Here is a 17,215-nt window from a genome sequence, read left to right on the forward strand (position 1 = left end):
GGCCCAGCAAAACCGTACGGAACGTCAGAACCGCTGACAGAACCTCAGAACCGCCGAGTGATCAGCGCCTTCTTCACCTCGGCGATCGCCTTGGTCACCTCGATCCCCCGAGGACACGCGTCCGTGCAGTTGAACGTGGTCCGGCAGCGCCACACCCCGTCCCGGTCGTTGAGGATCTCCAGCCGCTGCTCCCCCGCCTCGTCGCGCGAGTCGAAGATGAAGCGGTGGGCGTTGACGATCGCCGCCGGGCCGAAGTACTGCCCGTCGTTCCAGAACACCGGGCACGACGAGGTGCACGCCGCGCACAGGATGCACTTGGTGGTGTCGTCGAACCGCTCACGGTCCGCGGCGGACTGGAGCCGCTCACGCGTCGGCTCGTTGGTCTCCTTGGTGATCAGGAACGGCATCACGTCCCGGTACGCCTGGAAGAACGGCTCCATGTCCACGACCAGGTCCTTCAGGACCGTGAGGCCCTTGATGGGCTCGACCGTGATCGGCTTGTCCGGGTTGATGTCCTTGATCAGGGTCTTGCAGGCCAGCCGGTTCTTGCCGTTGATCCGCATGGCGTCCGAGCCGCAGATGCCGTGCGCGCAGGAGCGGCGGAAGGTCAGCGTGCCGTCGATGTCCCACTTGATCTTGTGCAGACCGTCGAGGACCCGCTCCTTGGGGTCGATCTCCAGCCGGAAGTCTTCCCAGACCGCGTCGGCCGAGACCTCGGGGTTGAACCGGCGGACGCGGAAGGTCACCGTGATGTACGGGGACGCGGCGGCCTCCGCCTCCACCTTGTCGAGAACGGGGGTTGCCATCAGTACTTACGCTCCATCGGCTGGTAGCGGGTCTGCACGACCGGCTTGTAGTCGAGCCGGACGGTCTCGCTGCCGTCGGCGCCGACCTCGCGGTACGCCATGGTGTGGCGCATGAAGTTGATGTCGTCGCGGTTCGGGTAGTCCTCGCGGTAGTGACCGCCCCGCGACTCCTTGCGGGCCAGCGCGGAGACCGCCATGACCTCGGCCAGCTCCAGCAGGTTGCCCAGCTCGATGGCCTCCAGCAGGTCGGTGTTGAACCGCTTGCCCTTGTCCTGGATCGAGACATTGCGGTAGCGCTCGCGCAGCTCCGCGATCTTCTCCACGGCCGTCTTGATGGTCTGCTCCGTGCGGAACACCATCACATTGGCGTCCATGGTCTCCTGGAGCTCCCGGCGCAGGACCGCGACCCGCTCGCTGCCGGTGGAGGTGCGCAGCCGCTCGATCTGCTCGACCACGAACGCCTCGGGGTTCTCCGGCAGCTCCACGTACGCGGCGCCCTGGCTGTACTCGGCCGCCGCGATCCCGGCCCGCCGCCCGAAGACATTGATGTCCAGCAGCGAGTTGGTGCCGAGCCGGTTGGCGCCGTGCACCGACACACAGGCGACCTCGCCCGCCGCGTACAGACCGGGGACGACGGTGGTGTTGTCGCAGAGCACCTCGCCTTCGACATTGGTCGGGATGCCGCCCATCGCGTAGTGCGCGGTGGGCTGGATCGGGATCGGGTCGGTGTACGGCTCGATGCCCAGATAGGTGCGGGCGAACTCGGTGATGTCGGGCAGCTTGGCGTCCAGCTGCTCCGGCGGCAGATGGGTGAGGTCCAGATAGACGTGGTCGCCCTCGGGACCGCAGCCGCGGCCCTCCCGGATCTCCGTGTAGATGGACCGGGACACGACATCACGCGACGCCAGGTCCTTCATCACCGGCGCGTACTTCTCCATGAAGCGCTCGCCGTCCTTGTTGCGCAGGATGCCGCCCTCACCGCGGGCGCCCTCCGTCAGCAGGATGCCCATGCGCCAGATGCCGGTCGGGTGGAACTGGAAGAACTCCATGTCCTCCAGCGGCAGCCCGCGCCGGAACACGGCGGCCTGGCCGTCACCGGTCAGGGTGTGCGCGTTGGAGGTCACCTTGAAGAACTTGCCGGTGCCGCCGGACGCGTAGATCACGGCCTTCGCCTGGAAGACATGGATCTCGCCGGTGGCCAGCTCGTAGGCGACCACACCGGAGGACCGCTTGACGCCGTCGACCTCGGTGATCAGCTGGTCCAGGACGTAGAACTCGTTGAAGAACTCCACGCCCTCCTTCACACAGTTCTGGTACAGCGTCTGGAGGATCATGTGGCCGGTGCGGTCGGCCGCGTAGCAGGACCGGCGGACCGGGGCCTCGCCGTGGTTGCGGGAGTGCCCGCCGAAGCGGCGCTGGTCGATGGTCCCGTTCGGCGTCCGGTTGAACGGCAGACCCATCTTCTCCAGGTCGAGGACGGCGTCGATGGCCTCCTTCGCCAGGATCTCGGCGGCGTCCTGGTCGACCAGGTAGTCACCGCCCTTGACCGTGTCGAAGGTGTGCCACTCCCAGTTGTCCTCCTCCACATTGGCCAGCGCGGCGGCCATACCGCCTTGCGCGGCGCCCGTGTGGGAGCGGGTCGGGTACAGCTTGGTCAGCACGGCGGTGCGGCTGCGCTTCGTCGACTCGATCGCGGCGCGCATCCCCGCGCCACCGGCGCCGACGATGACGGTGTCGTACTTGTGGATCTTCATAAGTCTCGTAACCCCGTGCCTAGCGGATGTTCGGGTCGAAGGTGAAGATCACCAGCGTGCCCAGCAGGATGGTGAACACCGTGGCGGTGTAGAGGAGGCCCTTCAGCCACAGCCGGGTGTTGGCCCGCTCCGCGTAGTCGTTGATGACCGTGCGCAGACCGTTGGCGCCGTGCAGCATGGCGAGCCACAGCATCAGCAGGTCCCAGACCTGCCAGAACGGGGACGCCCAGCGGCCCGCCACGAAGGCGAAGCCGATCTTGGAGACACCGCCGTCCAGCACGAGCTGGATCAGCAGGTGGCCGATGACCAGGACCACCAGCACGACCCCGGAGAGCCGCATGAACAGCCAGGCGGCCATCTCGAAGTTGCCGCGGGTCGAGCGCGGGGTCTTCCTGGTGCGCTGGCGCGGCGGCTCGATCAGCGGTGCGGGGTGGTCGACCGTGTAGACGGGGGCGCTCTCGACGGGGCCGATCCCGGAGGCGGACTTCTCAGTCGTGGACATACGCGTCAGCTCCCGAACACTTCACGAGCGGCGTGGCCGAGGACGGGGTAGATCGCCCCGAGCATCAGCACCACCCAGATGCCTACGACCGTCCAGAGCATCTGCTTCTGGTAGCGCGCGCCCTTCGACCAGAAGTCGACGGCGATGACCCGCAGACCGTTCAGCGCGTGGAAGAGGACGGCGGCGACGAGGCCGTACTCCAGCACGGCCACGATCGGCGTCTTGTACGTGGCCACGACGTCGTCGTAGGCCTCGGGGGAGACACGCACGAGAGCGGTGTCCAGCACGTGTACGAACAGGAAGAAGAAAATGAGGACGCCGGTGACTCGGTGAGCCACCCAGGACCACATTCCTTCCCGGCCGCGGTACAGCGTTCCAGCCGGCACGGAAGTTCCTCCGGGAGCGGGGATCGGGGCCTGCCGGCTTGTGCTGTCGGTCGGGCCCGGCCGGGTACGGTCCACCGGCCCCCAGCATGGTATCCACGGTTGCGCTCCGCGCTGAGCGGGGGTGTGGGTCTGTGATCAATGTGGCACGCGGATGGGGGATACGCGGCTAATGGGGCGGTGTGGCCGGTTGCGTGCCGGGTGCGGCGCCGTCGTGGTTGTTCGCGCGGTTCCCCGCGCCCCTCAGGGAGTCGCCGCTCAGGGAGTCGCCGCTGAGGAGTCTCAGGAGGCGGCCCCGGGCCCGCTGGCGGAGTTCGTCCGCCGCTGTCACCCGCTCGTCCTCGGGATCGTTCGTCAATCGTGATCGGATCGCGGCGAGCAGATGGTCCAACGCCTCGGCGGGCGGTACGTGGTCCAGGCAGACCACGAAGACATGGCCGAAGCGGGACTCGTACGCCGCGTGGGCCGCGCTCAGCGCGGTGTGGGCGGCGGAGTACGTGTCCTCGGGCAGGGTCGGCAGGGGCTCGCCCGCGAACGCCTCGTCGAGGTCGGCGGGGGTGAGGTCGTACGCCGCCTCGTCCGACGCGGCCAGCAGGGCGTCCACATCGGGATAGGGGCGGTGGGCCGCGATCCGCTCGGCCCAGCGGGGGCTGCGCAGACAGGTCAGCAGGGCACCGAGGGCGGTGTCGGACGGGGTGGTGTTGAAGGTCGCGAGCCCGCCGGGCGCGGTCGGCGCGGTGCGGGTCTGCTCGGGCAGTTCGGGAAGAAGGCGTGTCACGTCGTGTCAGGGGAGGGGGCGGTCGGCAGATGTAACGGTCAGGTGGAACGGTCGGCAGGTGGAACGGTCAGCAGGCGCAACGGCTGCGGCGGAAGGTGTGAAAGATGTGCCGTCACGTTATCGAGAGTGGTCATGTCGTGTCCGACGGTTATCCGAATGTCACTCGGACGGAAGAGTTTGAGAACGTGCGGTGGACGTGTCGGCACTAGGTTGACGATGTGGGCGAGCACCGACGCCGGACCCCGGCCGAGACGGAACCGCGGATCGTGCGGCGCAGGGCGCTGCTGATCGCCGCGGCCGTCGTGGTCTTCGGCGCCGGACTGGGCCTGTGGGCCTCCGGGGGCGCCGACCACCCGTCCGGCGATTCCGGAAGCGGCACGGACCTCTCCTCCCAGGTCGCGCCCAGCGCGTCGGCGAGCCCCAGCCCGACCCGTTCCTACCCGCTGTCCCAGGCCCCGCGGACCATACCCGCGGTCCGCTCCCACACCCCGGCACGCGGCCCCGGCTGGCGGCCCGGCGGCGGACACCGGGTCGTGGTCGACGACCCCGCGCTGGCCGACGAGGGCCGGCTGCTCGCCGGTGAGCTGGGCCTGACGTACGCGGGGGAGCAGGCCGACGCCCGCGCCGGGGACGTACGGCTGGCGCTGGACGGCGACGAGGCGGCGGACCCGGAGTCGTACACGCTGACCGTGGGCGCGGGGCGGGTGCTGATCAGCGGGCCCGGTGAGGCGGGGGTGTTCTACGGGACCCGGACGCTGAAGCAGTCGGTGGCGGACGGCGGTACGGCCCCGGAGGGCGTGGTGCGGGACGCCCCGGCCAAGCCGCGCCGCGGGTTCATGCTGGACATCGCGCGCAAGCCGTTCACCGCGGACTGGATCGAGGCCCGGGTGCGGGAGCTGGGCGATCTCAAGTTCAACGAACTCGGGCTGCACTTCTCCGACGACCAGGGCTTCCGGATCGCCTCCGACACGCACCCCGAGGTCGTCTCCAAGACGCATCTCAGCAAGGCCCAGGTCCGTGACATCGTCGCGCTGGCCGCGAGCCGGCACATCACCGTCGTACCGGAGATCGACTCGCCCGGACATCTCGGCGCGGTCCTCGCCGCCCACCCCGGGCTCCAGTTGCGCAACGCGAACGGGGTCGCGGCGACCGGCGCGATCGACATCGCCGACCCGGCAGCGGCGACGCTGGTCGACGAGCTGCTCGACGAGTACGCCGGACTGTTCCCCGGCACCCAGTGGCATCTGGGCGGTGACGAGTACCGGGCGCTGACCGTGGCCGACCCCGAGGCGTCCTACCCCGGGCTGGCCGCCGCAGCGCGCGCCGAGTACGGGCCGGACGGCACCGTCGCCGACCTCGCCACCGGCTGGCTCAACGACCGCGCCGCCACCGTCCGCGCCCATGACCGCACCCCGCGCGCCTGGAACGACGGCTTCTACCGGAACACCTCCGTCGCCCCCGACGACGACATCGTCGTCGCCTACTGGACCGGCAAGGAGATCGGCGCCCGCGCACCCGTGGAGTACCTCCGCGCCGGACGACAGCTGATCAACTACAACGACGAGTTCCTCTACTACGTCCTCGGCGAGCCGCAGACCTTCGTCTACCCGACCGGACAGCGGATCTACGAGCAGTGGAGCCCGCGCGTGCTGCGCGGCACCGGCGCGGTCGCCGCGCGCTACGAGGACCGGATACTCGGCGGCACCTTCGCCGTCTGGTGCGATCTGGCGAACTCCCAGACCCAGGACCAGGTGGCCGCGGGCATCCGGCTGCCGCTGCGGGCGACTGTGCAGAAGCTGTGGGACCCGGAGCGCCCGGACCTGACCTGGACCGAGTTCCGCGCGCTCGCCGACCGGCTCGGCTGAGCACCGGCGCACGACGCCCCACCGGCCCCGATTTGCCCGATCCGGCTGCGCCACCGCCCGCCGCTGGGCTGAGATGGACCCCGTACGGCACGACGTGCACGACCGAGTGGGGGAACACGGACATGGGCGGCTACTGGGGGTACTTCGTCGTGGGCCGCGGCGAGCGGCCCCTCGGGGAGTACGAGGCACTGGCGGGCGTACCGGAGCTGGCGCTGCGCACCTCGGCGCCGGACGGCTGGCAGGTGTGGGAGTACCCGGGCGGGGACGCCGAGATCGGCAGCATGAACGCCCTCGCCCTGGAGAGCGGGGCGCCCGCGCTCTTCGGATACGTCATGGACAGCGCCTGTGTGGTGGTGGAGGCGGCGGCGCCGGAGAGCGGGGCGTGGAGCAGTTGTCTGGTGCGGGCGGCGATGGCCGGGTATCTCGGCGCCGAGACGGAGGGCCTCACTCTGGAGGACTACTTCCTGGAGCCGCGTGACGCCGCCGAGCGGGCGGTGGCCTGGGCGCGGGAGGCCGGGCGGGTGGTCGCGGCGGAGGAGTTGGCGGAGGTGTTCGCGGCGGACACGGACGCGGTCTTCGACGCGGTCGCGGCCGGGTTGCCCACCGCGGTCTCCGACTGGATCTCCGATCCGGCTGCGGGGCCGGAGAGCGCCGACCCCGCCCCCGAGAACCCGGAGTTGGCGGAAAAGCTCTTCTTCCGCCTGCTCGACCGGCTCGGTGTCGTACCGCTGTGACACAACTCGCCTTTCGCACGCAGTAGAGCAGTAGGGGGAAATGCGGGCTCCGCGTGGGGCGGTGCCCCTGACCCGGAGGCGTGCATGAGCCTGGTGGAGCTGATCGCTCAGGCCGACGAACGCGGACTCGTCGTCAGCGGTCTGGCTTGTTTGGATCGCTGTGTACCGCTGCTCGGCGGTGACGACGACATCCTGCGCCCGCTGTGGGCGAACCTCGCCGACGACGGCGACACGAGCGCGAGCGCCTGGGGGGCGCTGCTGGACACCGCCCGCGACCGGCTCGGGGGAGCCGAGGTGGTGGCGGTGGTGGCCGCCGAGGACGAGGCCGCGCTGCTGGTCCGCCGGATGCTGGCCGCCGCCCCGGCCGTGCGGTCCGCCGCCGAGGCCCGGGTCTGGGCCGACGGCTGCTCGGTGGCCGCGCTCCAGATCCACCGGCTGCTCGACCCCGCCGAGGAGACCGGTTCCTCGCTCGCCGCCCGCCGCGAGGGCCGTACGGGCACGCTGTCCCCGCTCGTCGCGGCGGAGCTGCGCCGCCAGATCACCGTGCTGGAACTGCTCTCCGAGCACGGCACGGGCGGGCTGCGCCGGGCACACGAGGTGTCCACGGAGGGCCGGCGGGTGCTGCGCGCGGTGGTGTCCCGGCGAGCGCGGAAGGGGTAGCGCGGGTGAGGGGTGTGACGGTCTTGTGCGGGTTCCCGTCCGCTCCAAGATCACTGTGACGAAATGCCTGGCCGCAGCGCTTTTCTCAGTGTGATGAGTGAGATGAGCGAGAGGGACGGGACCGGTGCGAGCGGTGCGAGCGGTGCTGGGGGCGAGGCGGGTGCGGCGGCCCGGCCCCCCGCCGCCACCAGACCCGTACGGTGGGCCGCCGACATCGTGTCCGCGTTACGGGAGGGCGCCCGGCTGCGGCTGGACTACTCGGCGCAGTCCCTGTGGAGCGCGGACCGGCTGATCGCCGAACTGCGCCGGGAGGGCACGCCGTACGCCGCCGCCGGGCAGGTGCTGCGCGGGCTCGGGGCGTACGCCGGTGAGGTGATCGTGCGGCAGACCGGCGCCGAGTGGTGGGCGAGCGGCGGCGAGCACTGGGTCCGTACGCCCGACGGGCGGCTGTGGGACCCGGTCGGCGAGGCCCAGCGCTGCTTCGAGGGGGACGGCTCCCTCAGACTGCTGTGCCGGGACGCGACGACCGGGAGCTGAACCGTGCCCCTAGACGCCCTGCGCCTTGGCCAGTTCGGCGATCAGCGGGAGCTTGGGGTAGAGGTTGAGGCCGGGGCAGAGGGTGCTGTTGGTGTCCCGGTGCCCGAAGACCCGGGGCAGGGTGATGGACTCGCCCTTGGCGACCTTGTTGCCGTCCACGCCCTTGTCGATGCCCGAGGTCAGGGTGACCTGACCGGTCGGGTCGATGCCGTACATGCCGAACTTCCACGCCACGACCCGTGCGAGGGCGTCCAGCGCGGCCGGGCTGGGCTCCGCCGTCTCGAAGTTGCCGATGTACGACACACCGAGCGTGTTGGTGTTGAAGCCGATGTCGTGCGCGCCGACGACGGGCAGGTCCATTCCGCCGCTGCGCCCCTCGAAGATCTGGCCGCACTTGTCGACGACGAAGTTGTAGCCGACGTCGAAGTAGCCGCGTGCGAAGTGGCTCTGCTGGAGGGTGCGCATGTAGGCCGGGGAGTCGGCGCAGGACACGGTGTTGTCGAGGTCGCCGCCGGTGTGGTGGACGACGGCGGCCTTGATCTCCGTGCCGTAGCTGGGGGTGCCGTCGTAGTCGGTGGACGCGCCCCACTCCGCCTGGCTGATGACAGGCGGTTTGGCGACGGTGGACGATTCGTCGGTGGTGAACGCGGCCGGGTCCAGCACAGGTCCGGCGGGGACCGTTCCCGGGTCGAGCAGCTTGACATCCATCCCGGCGGGCTGGCCGGGCGCCTCGGTGCCGTCGGGGCGGACGAGCCGGACCTCGACGCCGTCGGCGGCGCCGGTCCACAGCGCCTCGGTGCCGCCGCGCACCGCCGCCCGCGTCCGCTCGGCGCCCTCGGCCTGGTTCGGCTCCTGCTCCAGCGGACGCCAGGCCGACCAGTCGCCCGAGTCGGCGTCCCGGGTACGGACCTCGGGGGTGCCCTCGGCTTCGACGCCAGGATCGTTCCAGGTCAGCTGTACCGCGCTGAACCGCTGGGTGGAGCGCCGGTCGAGCCCTTTGCGTCCGGCGCCCTCGTCGCTCAACTCCAGGGTGTGGACGGCCGGTTCACGGGTGCCGCCGTTGCCGTCCGCCGGAGGCACGGGCTCGTCGGCGACCGCGTAGGTGACGGCCCCCGTTCCGCTGAGCACGACCGCGCCGATGGTGAGCCAGACACGTCGCTTCAGGCTCAGCGGCTTGTACGCGTGGGTCCTGCGAGAACTCAACTACCCCACCTCTAGGTTCGGTTCAGTGGTGATGCGCGGGTCCGGCGGTCCGGATGGTCCCGGTGTGGTCCAGTCCGATGTGGTCCGGTGTCGGCACTGTCTCAACGGTCACGGCAGCCCCGCAGTTCACCGGCCGACGGCATCGGTCACTTCTGCAACGTCACAGCCGCGAAAGGGTGGCGGTGTTCGTGGATGCGGTTCGGGGGAGGGTGAGTTGCCCGCCCTGCTGGGCCACGTGCACTCCGCTCAGATCGACACATGGTTCGCCGGGGCGTACGTAACACCGGGGTCGTCATGACTCCCCGTCCACGAGCAACCCGTGCAACGCCACCTGGTCCGCCACCCGCGCGCGCAGCTCCGGCAGGCTTGGCGCGGTCACGGTGTGGGCGAGGTTCCAGGCGGGGTCACCGGCTCGGTCGGCACCGATGCGGTTCCGTAATGCGTCCACGTCGTACGGGGCCGTCGCGTACCAGTGCGGGGGCTCGCCGCCGTCGGACTGCGACCGGAACGACGTCCAGCCGTCCGGGAGCGCGGCTGAAGTGTCGCTTCCCTGGGCGGAACCGGCCTTGTGCGCGCGCTGGTCATTCACTGGATGCCTGGAGGCGGCTTTGGGCACTGTCGTCAACTCCTTGGTGGTTGGGGCAACGACCCCGGACGGTCGCCCGTCGTAGGGGTTCCTGTCGTCTCAAGAGCTTCGACCCGTGCAGAGGGGGTCAGGAACACTGAACGGGGAACCCCGCAAGCTCAATTGGGGAACCCCGCTGGGGTACGACGGATATCCTGGGCGGCAGATCACTTCCGCTCACACCAGGTGGGGTCCATGGCTGATCGATTGGCTAGCCGCTCCGGCTACTCACTGACGATCCCCGATTCTTTGTTGGACAGTGAGGCAATGCGCTTGGCCTGTGCGACCCGCGATTTTCAAGAGATTTTCCGTCTCGTAAACCGGCGTACCGGCTCCAGCTACGCGGTAATTGCGTCGGCAGTTGGCAAGATGACCAGTGGTCGAGTGAGTGACATCATTCGAGGCGTTCGCACCATTCGCGGCCAAGGCGTGATCGAACGCGTATGTGACGGGTTCGGGATTCCGGGGAAGATTCTGGGAGTTCCTGAGCGGTCTTGGGAGCGGGGAACCCCGGTTGCGGACTCCGTGATGGGGTGCACGGAGAGCTTCTTGGAGAAGGAATCGGGAAGCTTGGACTTGATTGCCGTTGCTAGTCTGCGACAGCGAATCCAAGGATTGGCGTCGCGCTATTCGACCGAACCTTCAACCGTGCTTGTTGCTGAAACTGGGAGACTCCTAGGAGCGCTTGTCCAATGGCTCGCTCGCAATGCACCCTATCCTATTGTCCGCGATTTGCAGGCTGCCGCGGCTGAAGCATCGACGCTGATGGGTCAATTGGTTTGGGATGCGTCAGGGAGAAATGCTCACGCCACAGCGCGCGGCTACTTCGATCAAGCCGTCAGTATCGCCCGCGAATTACGTGATCCAGTTGCAGAAGGACTGGCATTGCTCCGCATGTCATTTGTAGCCCTCTATGGAGAGAAGAACCCGTCCGCAGGCCTTCAGCTGACCCATCAAGCGGCAGCCAAGGCAAGGAATTCAAGTGGCGCGCTTAGCGGCCTCGCCTTTCTGCATTCTGCTGAGGCTCACGCAATGCTCCACCAGCGAAGCGAGTGTGAGGAATCGCTGCGCGAAGCAGAGAAGGCGTTCGCGCGAGCGAGTGAAAGCGATGCGGGAGCTTCGCTGCTGTCGCCAGGGCAGTTTGGTCGCCTAGCTGGCTCGTGCTCGCTTTTCTTGGGAGACGCTCCCAGAGCCGAGTCTCTCCTGCTGGAAACTGTGAGTAGAGTTCGCGAGGGGTCGAAGTCACAGGCGATCGTGCTGGGAAATCTGGCTCTGTCCCGTATCCGGCAGGGAAAGGTCGATGAAGCCGTTGGAACAGTCCACAAGGCCATCGAGATCGTAGAAGGAAACCGTGGTGGAGGGGGGATAAGCCTGATCTTTAGAGCAGGTCAGGAATTGCAACACTGGAACGACTCTTCAGATGTGAAGGATCTCAACAGTAGACTCTTTGGGCTGATCGCAGCCTAGGAAATGGTGTGGCTGATGAACATCGAAGCCGTCAAAAATGAGAAGCAGAAGATCCGGGAGCGAGTCTGGAACATTCTTGATCATGAAGATGCGACTTCAACCGGCTCTCATGGACGCATCCCCCATTTTATCGGCTCAGGTGCTGCTGCAGTCCTCCTTTCTGAACATCCCGCATGGCAAGAGTCCCATGTCGTCAAGGCCGTTCCGGACAGAGCTCAAATGCCGGTAAGGGAATTGGCTCTCAAGGCAGGAAAGATGCTGTACATGGCTGCACCGAAGCTTGCCGCCAGTAAGCCCTTCTATTTCATCAACCCTGAGACTCTCGCCGTGTCGCCCGAAGAGGCTGCGGAGAGACATGTAGCAGAAGAATACGCGACACCCGTGGACGTTCACGACATGCCTGCCGTGGATTTGGTTGTCTGCGGTAGCGTAGCCGTCAATTCTGAAGGGGCGCGACTGGGCAAAGGCGCCGGGTATGCGGATATTGAGGTTGCTCTACTCCAAGAGGCGGGATTGATTGGGCCGGACGTGCTCATCGCAACCACAGTCCACAAACTTCAAGTAGTCGATGCTGAGATTCCTGAGTCTTCGCATGATTTTAGGGTCGACCTCATTGTCACGCCGGAAAGGATCATTGAATGTCCGCCTCACGAGAGACCTCGCGGAATCCTCTGGGAGTCTCTGAAGGCTGAGATGATCGCGGAGATCCCAGTGCTGGCGAAGCGGAGGATGTGAACGGTAAGGGGCCCTGCCCCGCATGAAGGAAAGCTCCCGTGACGCATCGAGGGGCCCGCAAGCCGGTGTCCGGTATGGCTCGGGGCATTCGCCCGGCGAGGATCGCCTGAGGCACCTGACCTGATGGGCAAGGCACCGGTGCCGCTCCACATCCCACGGCCCGGAGTCGCCGGAACCGCGGAGACGACCGGGGCCGCCACCCCCCACAGGAGAGGCCCCGGCCGTCGCGCGGTACGGGCCGCGCGGCGACCCGTACTCCCTTCAGCGCCACCGACGCGTTTTCTGTCACACCCCCCGTCGTCACGAGTCAGTTGCATCTTCTGTGGACATGGACGGGGAACGGTTTCAAGACGTAACGTGCCTTTCGCGCCGATCGCCGGGGACCGCAGACCAAGGACCCACGCAACCGGCCGGGGTCCCGTACCGCGGCCCACCACCGACCACCACGAACGGCAAGCACCCGTACCGCCCGCACCGCACGGGCGGCGGCACGGGGCCAGGCGCAGAGAGGGCGCGCGTGTGCTGGGGGACGACGCCGAGCTGACGGCCGCCGTGCTTGCGGCACAGAACGGGGACGAGACCGCGTTCCGGACTGTGTACCGCACGGTGCATCCACGGCTGCTCGGATATGTACGCACACTCGTCGGCGATCCCGACGCCGAGGACGTGGCCTCCGAGGCATGGCTCCAGATAGCCCGCGACCTGGAGCGGTTCAGCGGCGACGCGGACCGCTTCCGCGGCTGGGCGGCCCGCATAGCCCGCAACCGCGCCCTGGACCACATACGTATGCGGGGCCGCCGCCCCGCGATAGGCGGGGACGAGACCGAACTCACCGGCCGACCCGCCGACTGCGACACCGCGGGCGAGGCCATCGAGGCCCTCGCCACCGACCGCACCCTCTCCCTCATCGCCCGGCTGCCGCAGGACCAGGCCGAGGCCGTCGTCCTCCGGGTCGTCGTCGGACTGGACGCCAAGACCGCCGCCGAGACCCTCGGCAAACGCGCCGGCGCCGTCCGCACCGCCGCGCATCGCGGTCTGAAACGGCTCGCGGAGCTGATCGGCGAGGACCAGGAGTCCGCCGAAGCCCTCGACGCCCTGCCCGCGCAGCGGGAACCGCACCCGCGCGCGGTGACGTCCGCGAGTGTGACGCATTCGCGATCGCGGACGCAGAAGGACATGTGATGGCGGACGAGCACCACCGATGGCTGGACCGCGAGACGGCGGAGCGCCTGCTGCGCGGGGAGCCACTGGATGCTCTCGACGACGACCTCCGCGACCGGGCCACACCGCTCGCCGACGCGCTGGGCGCCCTGTCCGTACCCCCCGCCCCGCCCACCGACGACGAACTTCCCGGTGAGGCCGCCGCACTGGCCGCGTTCCGCAAGACCCGCGCCGATCTCGCCGACGCCGACTGCCCCTTCGGCGCCACGCGCCCCTCCGCCTCCGACGCCGGGCTCGTCCGGATCGGCTTCGGCCGGTCCCCGCGCCGGGGCGCCCATCACGGCTCGCGCCGGGGACGTCCGGTCCGGCTCGGTCTCGCCGCGGCGCTGGCCGTCGTCATGGTCGGCGGGATCGCCGCGGCGGCCGGGACCGGGGTCCTCCCGACCCCGTTCGACGAGGTGACCCCGGCCGCCACCGCCCCTGTCCAGCCGCCCAGCGGCATCACCGATCCGTCGCCCTCCCCGACCCCCTCCGCGCGGGACGGCAAGGACATCCCGCGCTCCACCGGCCCCGGCGGCGCCCCGCCCGGCCGTTCCGCCGCGCCCCCGTCCGGCTCCGCCCCCGCCACCGCGGACGGTGCGGCCTGGAAGCAGGCGGCCAAGGCATGTCGCGATCTCGCCAAGGGCAAGCCGCTGAACGACGAGCGCCGCCGGGCGCTGGAGAGCGTGGCGGGCGGCTCGTCCCGGGTGGTCGACTTCTGCCGCGGGATGCTTCCCGAAGGCAACAACGGCAACGGGAAGAGCAAGGGCAAAGACAAAGACAAGGGCGACGGCGACGCGCAGGGCGATGCCTCCGCCGACGGCGGCGGGACGCCCACGGCGGGCAAGACCGACAAGGCCACACCGTCCCGTCCCACCAAGGGCGGCGAGGACGACGGGGACGAGCAACCGGGGCGCGGCCACGGCAAGGACCGGGGGCAGGGCAAGGGCAAAGGCAAGGGACCAGGGAAGGGCATGGGCCACGGCAAGGACGACGCCGGTCGCGGTCACGGTCACGGTCACGGCGACGAGACCACCTCTCCCCGCTGACCACGATCCCGTCCGCCGACCCTCCCCACCCCCCTGACCTGCGCATACCTCCCCACCGGAACGTTTCTCCTCCCCCGGTGTGACACTTTCGGCCAGCGGGACGCAGTACAAGGTGAGCCGACTGGTCATCGGCCCTTCGCACAGTGCCGGGGTTCCCCCCGTACCTGCGGCACGTGCACTCGGCGCGGGCGGGACACGTTCCCCCGGTCCCGTCCGCGCCCCATCTCCGTCCCGCCCCGCCTCACCAGTGGACGACGACCTTGTCCCCGTTCCGCACCTGGGCGAAGAGCTGGGCGATCAGGGTCTCGTCCCGGACGTTGACACAGCCGTGGGAGGCACCGGCGTACCCCTTGGCCGCGAAGTCCGCCGAGTAGTGGACGGCCTGGCCGCCGCTGAAGAACATCGCGTACGGCATCGGGGAGTCATAGAGCGTGGACACATGGTCGCGGGACTTCCAGTAGACCTGGAACACGCCCTCACGGGTCGGGGTGTACTCCGCGCCGAACCGGACCTCGGTGGTGGAGAGGGTCCGGCCGTCCACCATCCAGCGCAGGGTGCGGCTGGCCTTGCTGATGCACAGCACCCGCCCGGTCAGACAGCGCGGGTCGGGCGCGTCGGGCTCCTGGCCGCCCATCAGATACAGCTCCCACTGACCCGGCTCCTTGGTCATGGCCTGGAGCCGCTGCCAGGTGACGGTGTCCGTCTCGCCGGTGCGCGGCAGCCCCCGCTTGCCCTGGAAGCCCTTGACGGCCCGCGCGGTCAGATCGTCGTACGTCCCGGTCGGGCCGTCGAAGAGCCAGGCGACCTGGCGCAGCCGGGCCTGGAGTTCGCGGATGTCCCGCCCGCTGTCGCCGTGGGTCCACAGGACGGGGGCGCGGGTCGGGGCGGGGGGCGCCGGGGAGGAAGGGGAGGACGGGGCGGGTCTGTCGTCGGGGACGCCGGCCCGTACCGGGGCGGCCGGTTTGCCGTCGGTGTCCATCGGCTGGACGGTGCAGGCGGACCCGACCGTCATGAGCACCGCCGCCGGGGCGAGCAACGCCCACCCCCTGCCGTACCTCCGCATGTGCGGCCCCTTCGCTCCACTGCCTCTGCCGTCCACCCGGGTGTTCCCGGGTCACCTGAGATGTTCCCCGCGCACGACAGGCGGTGAACGGCACGGCATGGTGGGGAGCGGGGGGAACCACGCTTCTGGCGGGGCGGAAGGGGCGTACGGAGAGGTACAGGGACGTACAAGGGATGTGCGTAGGGACGTACACAGGGACGTACGGCGGAAGGTGAGTGGTGTGCGATGGTGCGCGAGTCGGAGTCCGGGCTGCCCGTCGAGCCGGTGTACGGGCCGCGGGCGCTCACCGGCTGGGACCCGGCCGTACGGCTGGGTGAGCCCGGCGGGTACCCCTTCACCCGCGGGATCTACCCCACGATGTACACCGGCCGCCCCTGGACCATGCGCCAGTACGCCGGGTTCGGTACGGCGGCCGAGTCCAACGCCCGCTACCGGCGGCTGATCGGACACGGCACCAGCGGACTGTCCGTCGCCTTCGACCTGCCGACCCAGATGGGCCACGACAGCGACGCCCCGCTCGCCCACGGCGAGGTCGGCAAGGTGGGCGTGGCCATCGACTCGATCGAGGACATGCGGGAGCTGTTCGACGGCATCCCGCTGGGCGAGGTCTCCACATCCATGACCATCAACGCCCCGGCGGCCCTGCTGCTCCTGCTCTACCAACTGGTGGCGGAGGAACAGGGCGTACCGGCGGACCGGCTCACCGGCACCATCCAGAACGACGTACTGAAGGAGTACATCGCGCGGGGGACGTACATCTTCCCGCCGAAGCCCTCGCTGCGGCTGACCGCCGACATCTTCGCCTACTGCCGGACCGAGCTGCCGCGCTGGAACACCATCTCCATCTCCGGCTACCACATGGCCGAGGCGGGCGCGTCCCCCGTGCAGGAGATCGCGTTCACGCTGGCCGACGGCATCGAGTACGTCCGTACGGCGCTCGCCGCCGGGATGGACGTGGACGACTTCGCGCCCCGGCTGTCCTTCTTCTTCGTGGCGCGGACGACCCTGTTGGAGGAGGTCGCCAAGTTCCGGGCGGCGCGGCGGATCTGGGCGCGGGTGATGAGGGAGGAGTTCGGGGCGCGCGATCCCCGGTCGCTGATGCTGCGGTTCCACACCCAGACGGCGGGCGTGCAGCTCACCGCCCAGCAGCCGGAGGTGAACCTGGTGCGGGTCGCCGTACAGGCCCTCGGCGCGGTGCTGGGCGGCACCCAGTCCCTGCACACCAACTCCTTCGACGAGGCCATCGCCCTGCCCACGGAGAAGGCGGCCCGGCTGGCGCTCCGCACCCAGCAGGTGCTGGCGTACGAGACGGATGTGACGGCGACCGTCGACCCCTTCGCCGGCAGCTACGCCGTGGAGAGCCTGACGGACGCGACCGAGACGGCGGTACGGGAGCTGATGGGCCGGGTCGAGGACATGGGCGGCGCGGTGGCGGCGATCGAGCGGGGTTTCCAGAAGGGCGAGATCGAGCGCGACGCGTACCGGATCGCCCGGGAGACGGACGCGGGGGAGCGGGTGGTGGTGGGCGTGAACCGGTTCACCCTGGACGAGGAGGAGCCGTACGAGCCGCTCCGGGTGGACCCGGCGATCGAGTCACGGCAACGGGAACGGCTCGCGCGGCTGCGGGCCCGCCGGGACGGGGCGGCGGTGACGGCGGCCCTGGACGCGCTGGTCGCGGTGGCCGGGGGCACGGGGAACGTGCTGTACCCGATGAAGGAGGCGCTGCGGGCGGGGGCGACGGTGGGGGAGGTGTGCGGGGCGTTGCGGGAGGTCTGGGGGGTGTACGAGCCGGGCGAGACGTTCTGAGCGGGTGCGGGCCCGAGGGGGCTTCTGAGCGCGTGCGGGCCTGAGCGG

At 69.5% G+C, this 17,215-nt stretch carries 17 protein-coding genes; 9 read left to right on the plus strand and 8 right to left on the minus strand.

Features of this window, described 5'->3' with window-relative positions:
• Positions 1-44 precede the first annotated feature (44 nt).
• The 5 genes from AB0D49_RS03330 to AB0D49_RS03350 all read right to left on the minus strand — a co-directional run bounded on the left by AB0D49_RS03330 (position 45) and on the right by AB0D49_RS03350 (position 4,202).
• Positions 45-806: a succinate dehydrogenase iron-sulfur subunit gene (locus tag AB0D49_RS03330; protein ID WP_362749882.1), complete on the minus strand. Its 762-nt coding sequence runs from the start codon at positions 804-806 to the stop codon at positions 45-47.
• A complete protein-coding gene (gene sdhA, locus AB0D49_RS03335; RefSeq protein WP_362749885.1) occupies positions 806-2,560 on the minus strand; it encodes a succinate dehydrogenase flavoprotein subunit in 1,755 nt (584 codons plus the stop codon). The genes AB0D49_RS03330 and sdhA overlap by 1 nt, the downstream gene beginning before the upstream one ends.
• Before the next feature lie 19 nt (positions 2,561-2,579).
• Positions 2,580-3,062: a succinate dehydrogenase hydrophobic membrane anchor subunit gene (locus AB0D49_RS03340; protein WP_362749888.1), complete on the minus strand. Its 483-nt coding sequence runs from the start codon at positions 3,060-3,062 to the stop codon at positions 2,580-2,582.
• A 5-nt stretch (positions 3,063-3,067) separates the two neighbouring features.
• On the minus strand, positions 3,068-3,448 hold the full coding sequence (gene sdhC, locus AB0D49_RS03345; RefSeq protein WP_362749891.1) for a succinate dehydrogenase, cytochrome b556 subunit: 381 nt from the start codon (positions 3,446-3,448) through the stop codon (positions 3,068-3,070).
• 166 nt (positions 3,449-3,614) lie between these two features.
• Positions 3,615-4,202, minus strand: a complete 588-nt coding sequence (locus AB0D49_RS03350; protein WP_362750750.1) for a 2-oxo-4-hydroxy-4-carboxy-5-ureidoimidazoline decarboxylase — start codon at positions 4,200-4,202, stop codon at positions 3,615-3,617.
• A 239-nt stretch (positions 4,203-4,441) separates the two neighbouring features.
• Between AB0D49_RS03350 and AB0D49_RS03355 the strand changes: the two genes are divergently transcribed.
• From AB0D49_RS03355 to AB0D49_RS03370, 4 genes are all read left to right on the plus strand, one after another.
• Positions 4,442-6,088, plus strand: a complete 1,647-nt coding sequence (locus AB0D49_RS03355; protein WP_362749893.1) for a glycoside hydrolase family 20 protein — start codon at positions 4,442-4,444, stop codon at positions 6,086-6,088.
• Between the two features lie 122 nt (positions 6,089-6,210).
• Complete coding sequence (locus AB0D49_RS03360) at positions 6,211-6,822, plus strand: hypothetical protein (RefSeq protein WP_362749896.1); 612 nt, start codon at positions 6,211-6,213, stop codon at positions 6,820-6,822.
• Positions 6,823-6,906: 84 nt separating this feature from the next.
• Complete coding sequence (locus tag AB0D49_RS03365; protein WP_362749899.1) at positions 6,907-7,482, plus strand: hypothetical protein; 576 nt, start codon at positions 6,907-6,909, stop codon at positions 7,480-7,482.
• A 102-nt stretch (positions 7,483-7,584) separates the two neighbouring features.
• Positions 7,585-8,019 (plus strand): hypothetical protein, encoded by a 435-nt coding sequence (locus tag AB0D49_RS03370; RefSeq protein WP_362749902.1) that lies wholly within the window; start codon positions 7,585-7,587, stop codon positions 8,017-8,019.
• A 9-nt stretch (positions 8,020-8,028) separates the two neighbouring features.
• On the opposite strand, the gene AB0D49_RS03375 is transcribed toward AB0D49_RS03370, so the two are convergent.
• Both AB0D49_RS03375 and AB0D49_RS03380 read right to left on the minus strand, forming a co-directional pair.
• Positions 8,029-9,222: a peptidoglycan recognition protein gene (locus tag AB0D49_RS03375; RefSeq protein ID WP_362749905.1), complete on the minus strand. Its 1,194-nt coding sequence runs from the start codon at positions 9,220-9,222 to the stop codon at positions 8,029-8,031.
• A 292-nt stretch (positions 9,223-9,514) separates the two neighbouring features.
• Positions 9,515-9,811, minus strand: a complete 297-nt coding sequence (locus tag AB0D49_RS03380; RefSeq protein ID WP_362749908.1) for a hypothetical protein — start codon at positions 9,809-9,811, stop codon at positions 9,515-9,517.
• 231 nt (positions 9,812-10,042) lie between these two features.
• Here AB0D49_RS03380 and AB0D49_RS03385 point away from each other — a divergent pair, with 231 nt between their 5' ends.
• The 4 genes from AB0D49_RS03385 (at position 10,043) to AB0D49_RS03400 (ending at position 14,298) form a co-directional block, all read left to right on the plus strand.
• On the plus strand, positions 10,043-11,314 hold the full coding sequence (locus tag AB0D49_RS03385) for a transcriptional regulator (RefSeq protein ID WP_362749910.1): 1,272 nt from the start codon (positions 10,043-10,045) through the stop codon (positions 11,312-11,314).
• Between the two features lie 15 nt (positions 11,315-11,329).
• Positions 11,330-12,049 carry a 5-formyltetrahydrofolate cyclo-ligase gene (locus AB0D49_RS03390; RefSeq protein ID WP_362749913.1) on the plus strand — a complete coding sequence of 240 codons (720 nt, stop codon included), beginning with the start codon at positions 11,330-11,332 and terminating at the stop codon, positions 12,047-12,049.
• A 519-nt stretch (positions 12,050-12,568) separates the two neighbouring features.
• Entirely contained in the window at positions 12,569-13,231 is a 663-nt protein-coding gene (locus AB0D49_RS03395; protein ID WP_362749916.1) for an RNA polymerase sigma factor, read from the plus strand.
• On the plus strand, positions 13,231-14,298 hold the full coding sequence (locus AB0D49_RS03400; protein WP_362749918.1) for a hypothetical protein: 1,068 nt from the start codon (positions 13,231-13,233) through the stop codon (positions 14,296-14,298). The genes AB0D49_RS03395 and AB0D49_RS03400 overlap by 1 nt, the downstream gene beginning before the upstream one ends.
• 241 nt (positions 14,299-14,539) lie before the next feature.
• On the opposite strand, the gene AB0D49_RS03405 is transcribed toward AB0D49_RS03400, so the two are convergent.
• Entirely contained in the window at positions 14,540-15,310 is a 771-nt protein-coding gene (locus tag AB0D49_RS03405; RefSeq protein WP_362750753.1) for a L,D-transpeptidase family protein, read from the minus strand.
• A 276-nt stretch (positions 15,311-15,586) separates the two neighbouring features.
• On the opposite strand from AB0D49_RS03405, the gene AB0D49_RS03410 reads away from it, so the two are divergent.
• Positions 15,587-17,167 carry a methylmalonyl-CoA mutase family protein gene (locus AB0D49_RS03410; protein WP_362749921.1) on the plus strand — a complete coding sequence of 527 codons (1,581 nt, stop codon included), beginning with the start codon at positions 15,587-15,589 and terminating at the stop codon, positions 17,165-17,167.
• The last annotated feature ends 48 nt before the right edge of the window (positions 17,168-17,215 follow it).

The sequence above is a fragment of the Streptomyces sp. NPDC048290 genome (assembly GCF_040652095.1).
In the GTDB taxonomy this organism is placed as follows: domain Bacteria; phylum Actinomycetota; class Actinomycetes; order Streptomycetales; family Streptomycetaceae; genus Streptomyces.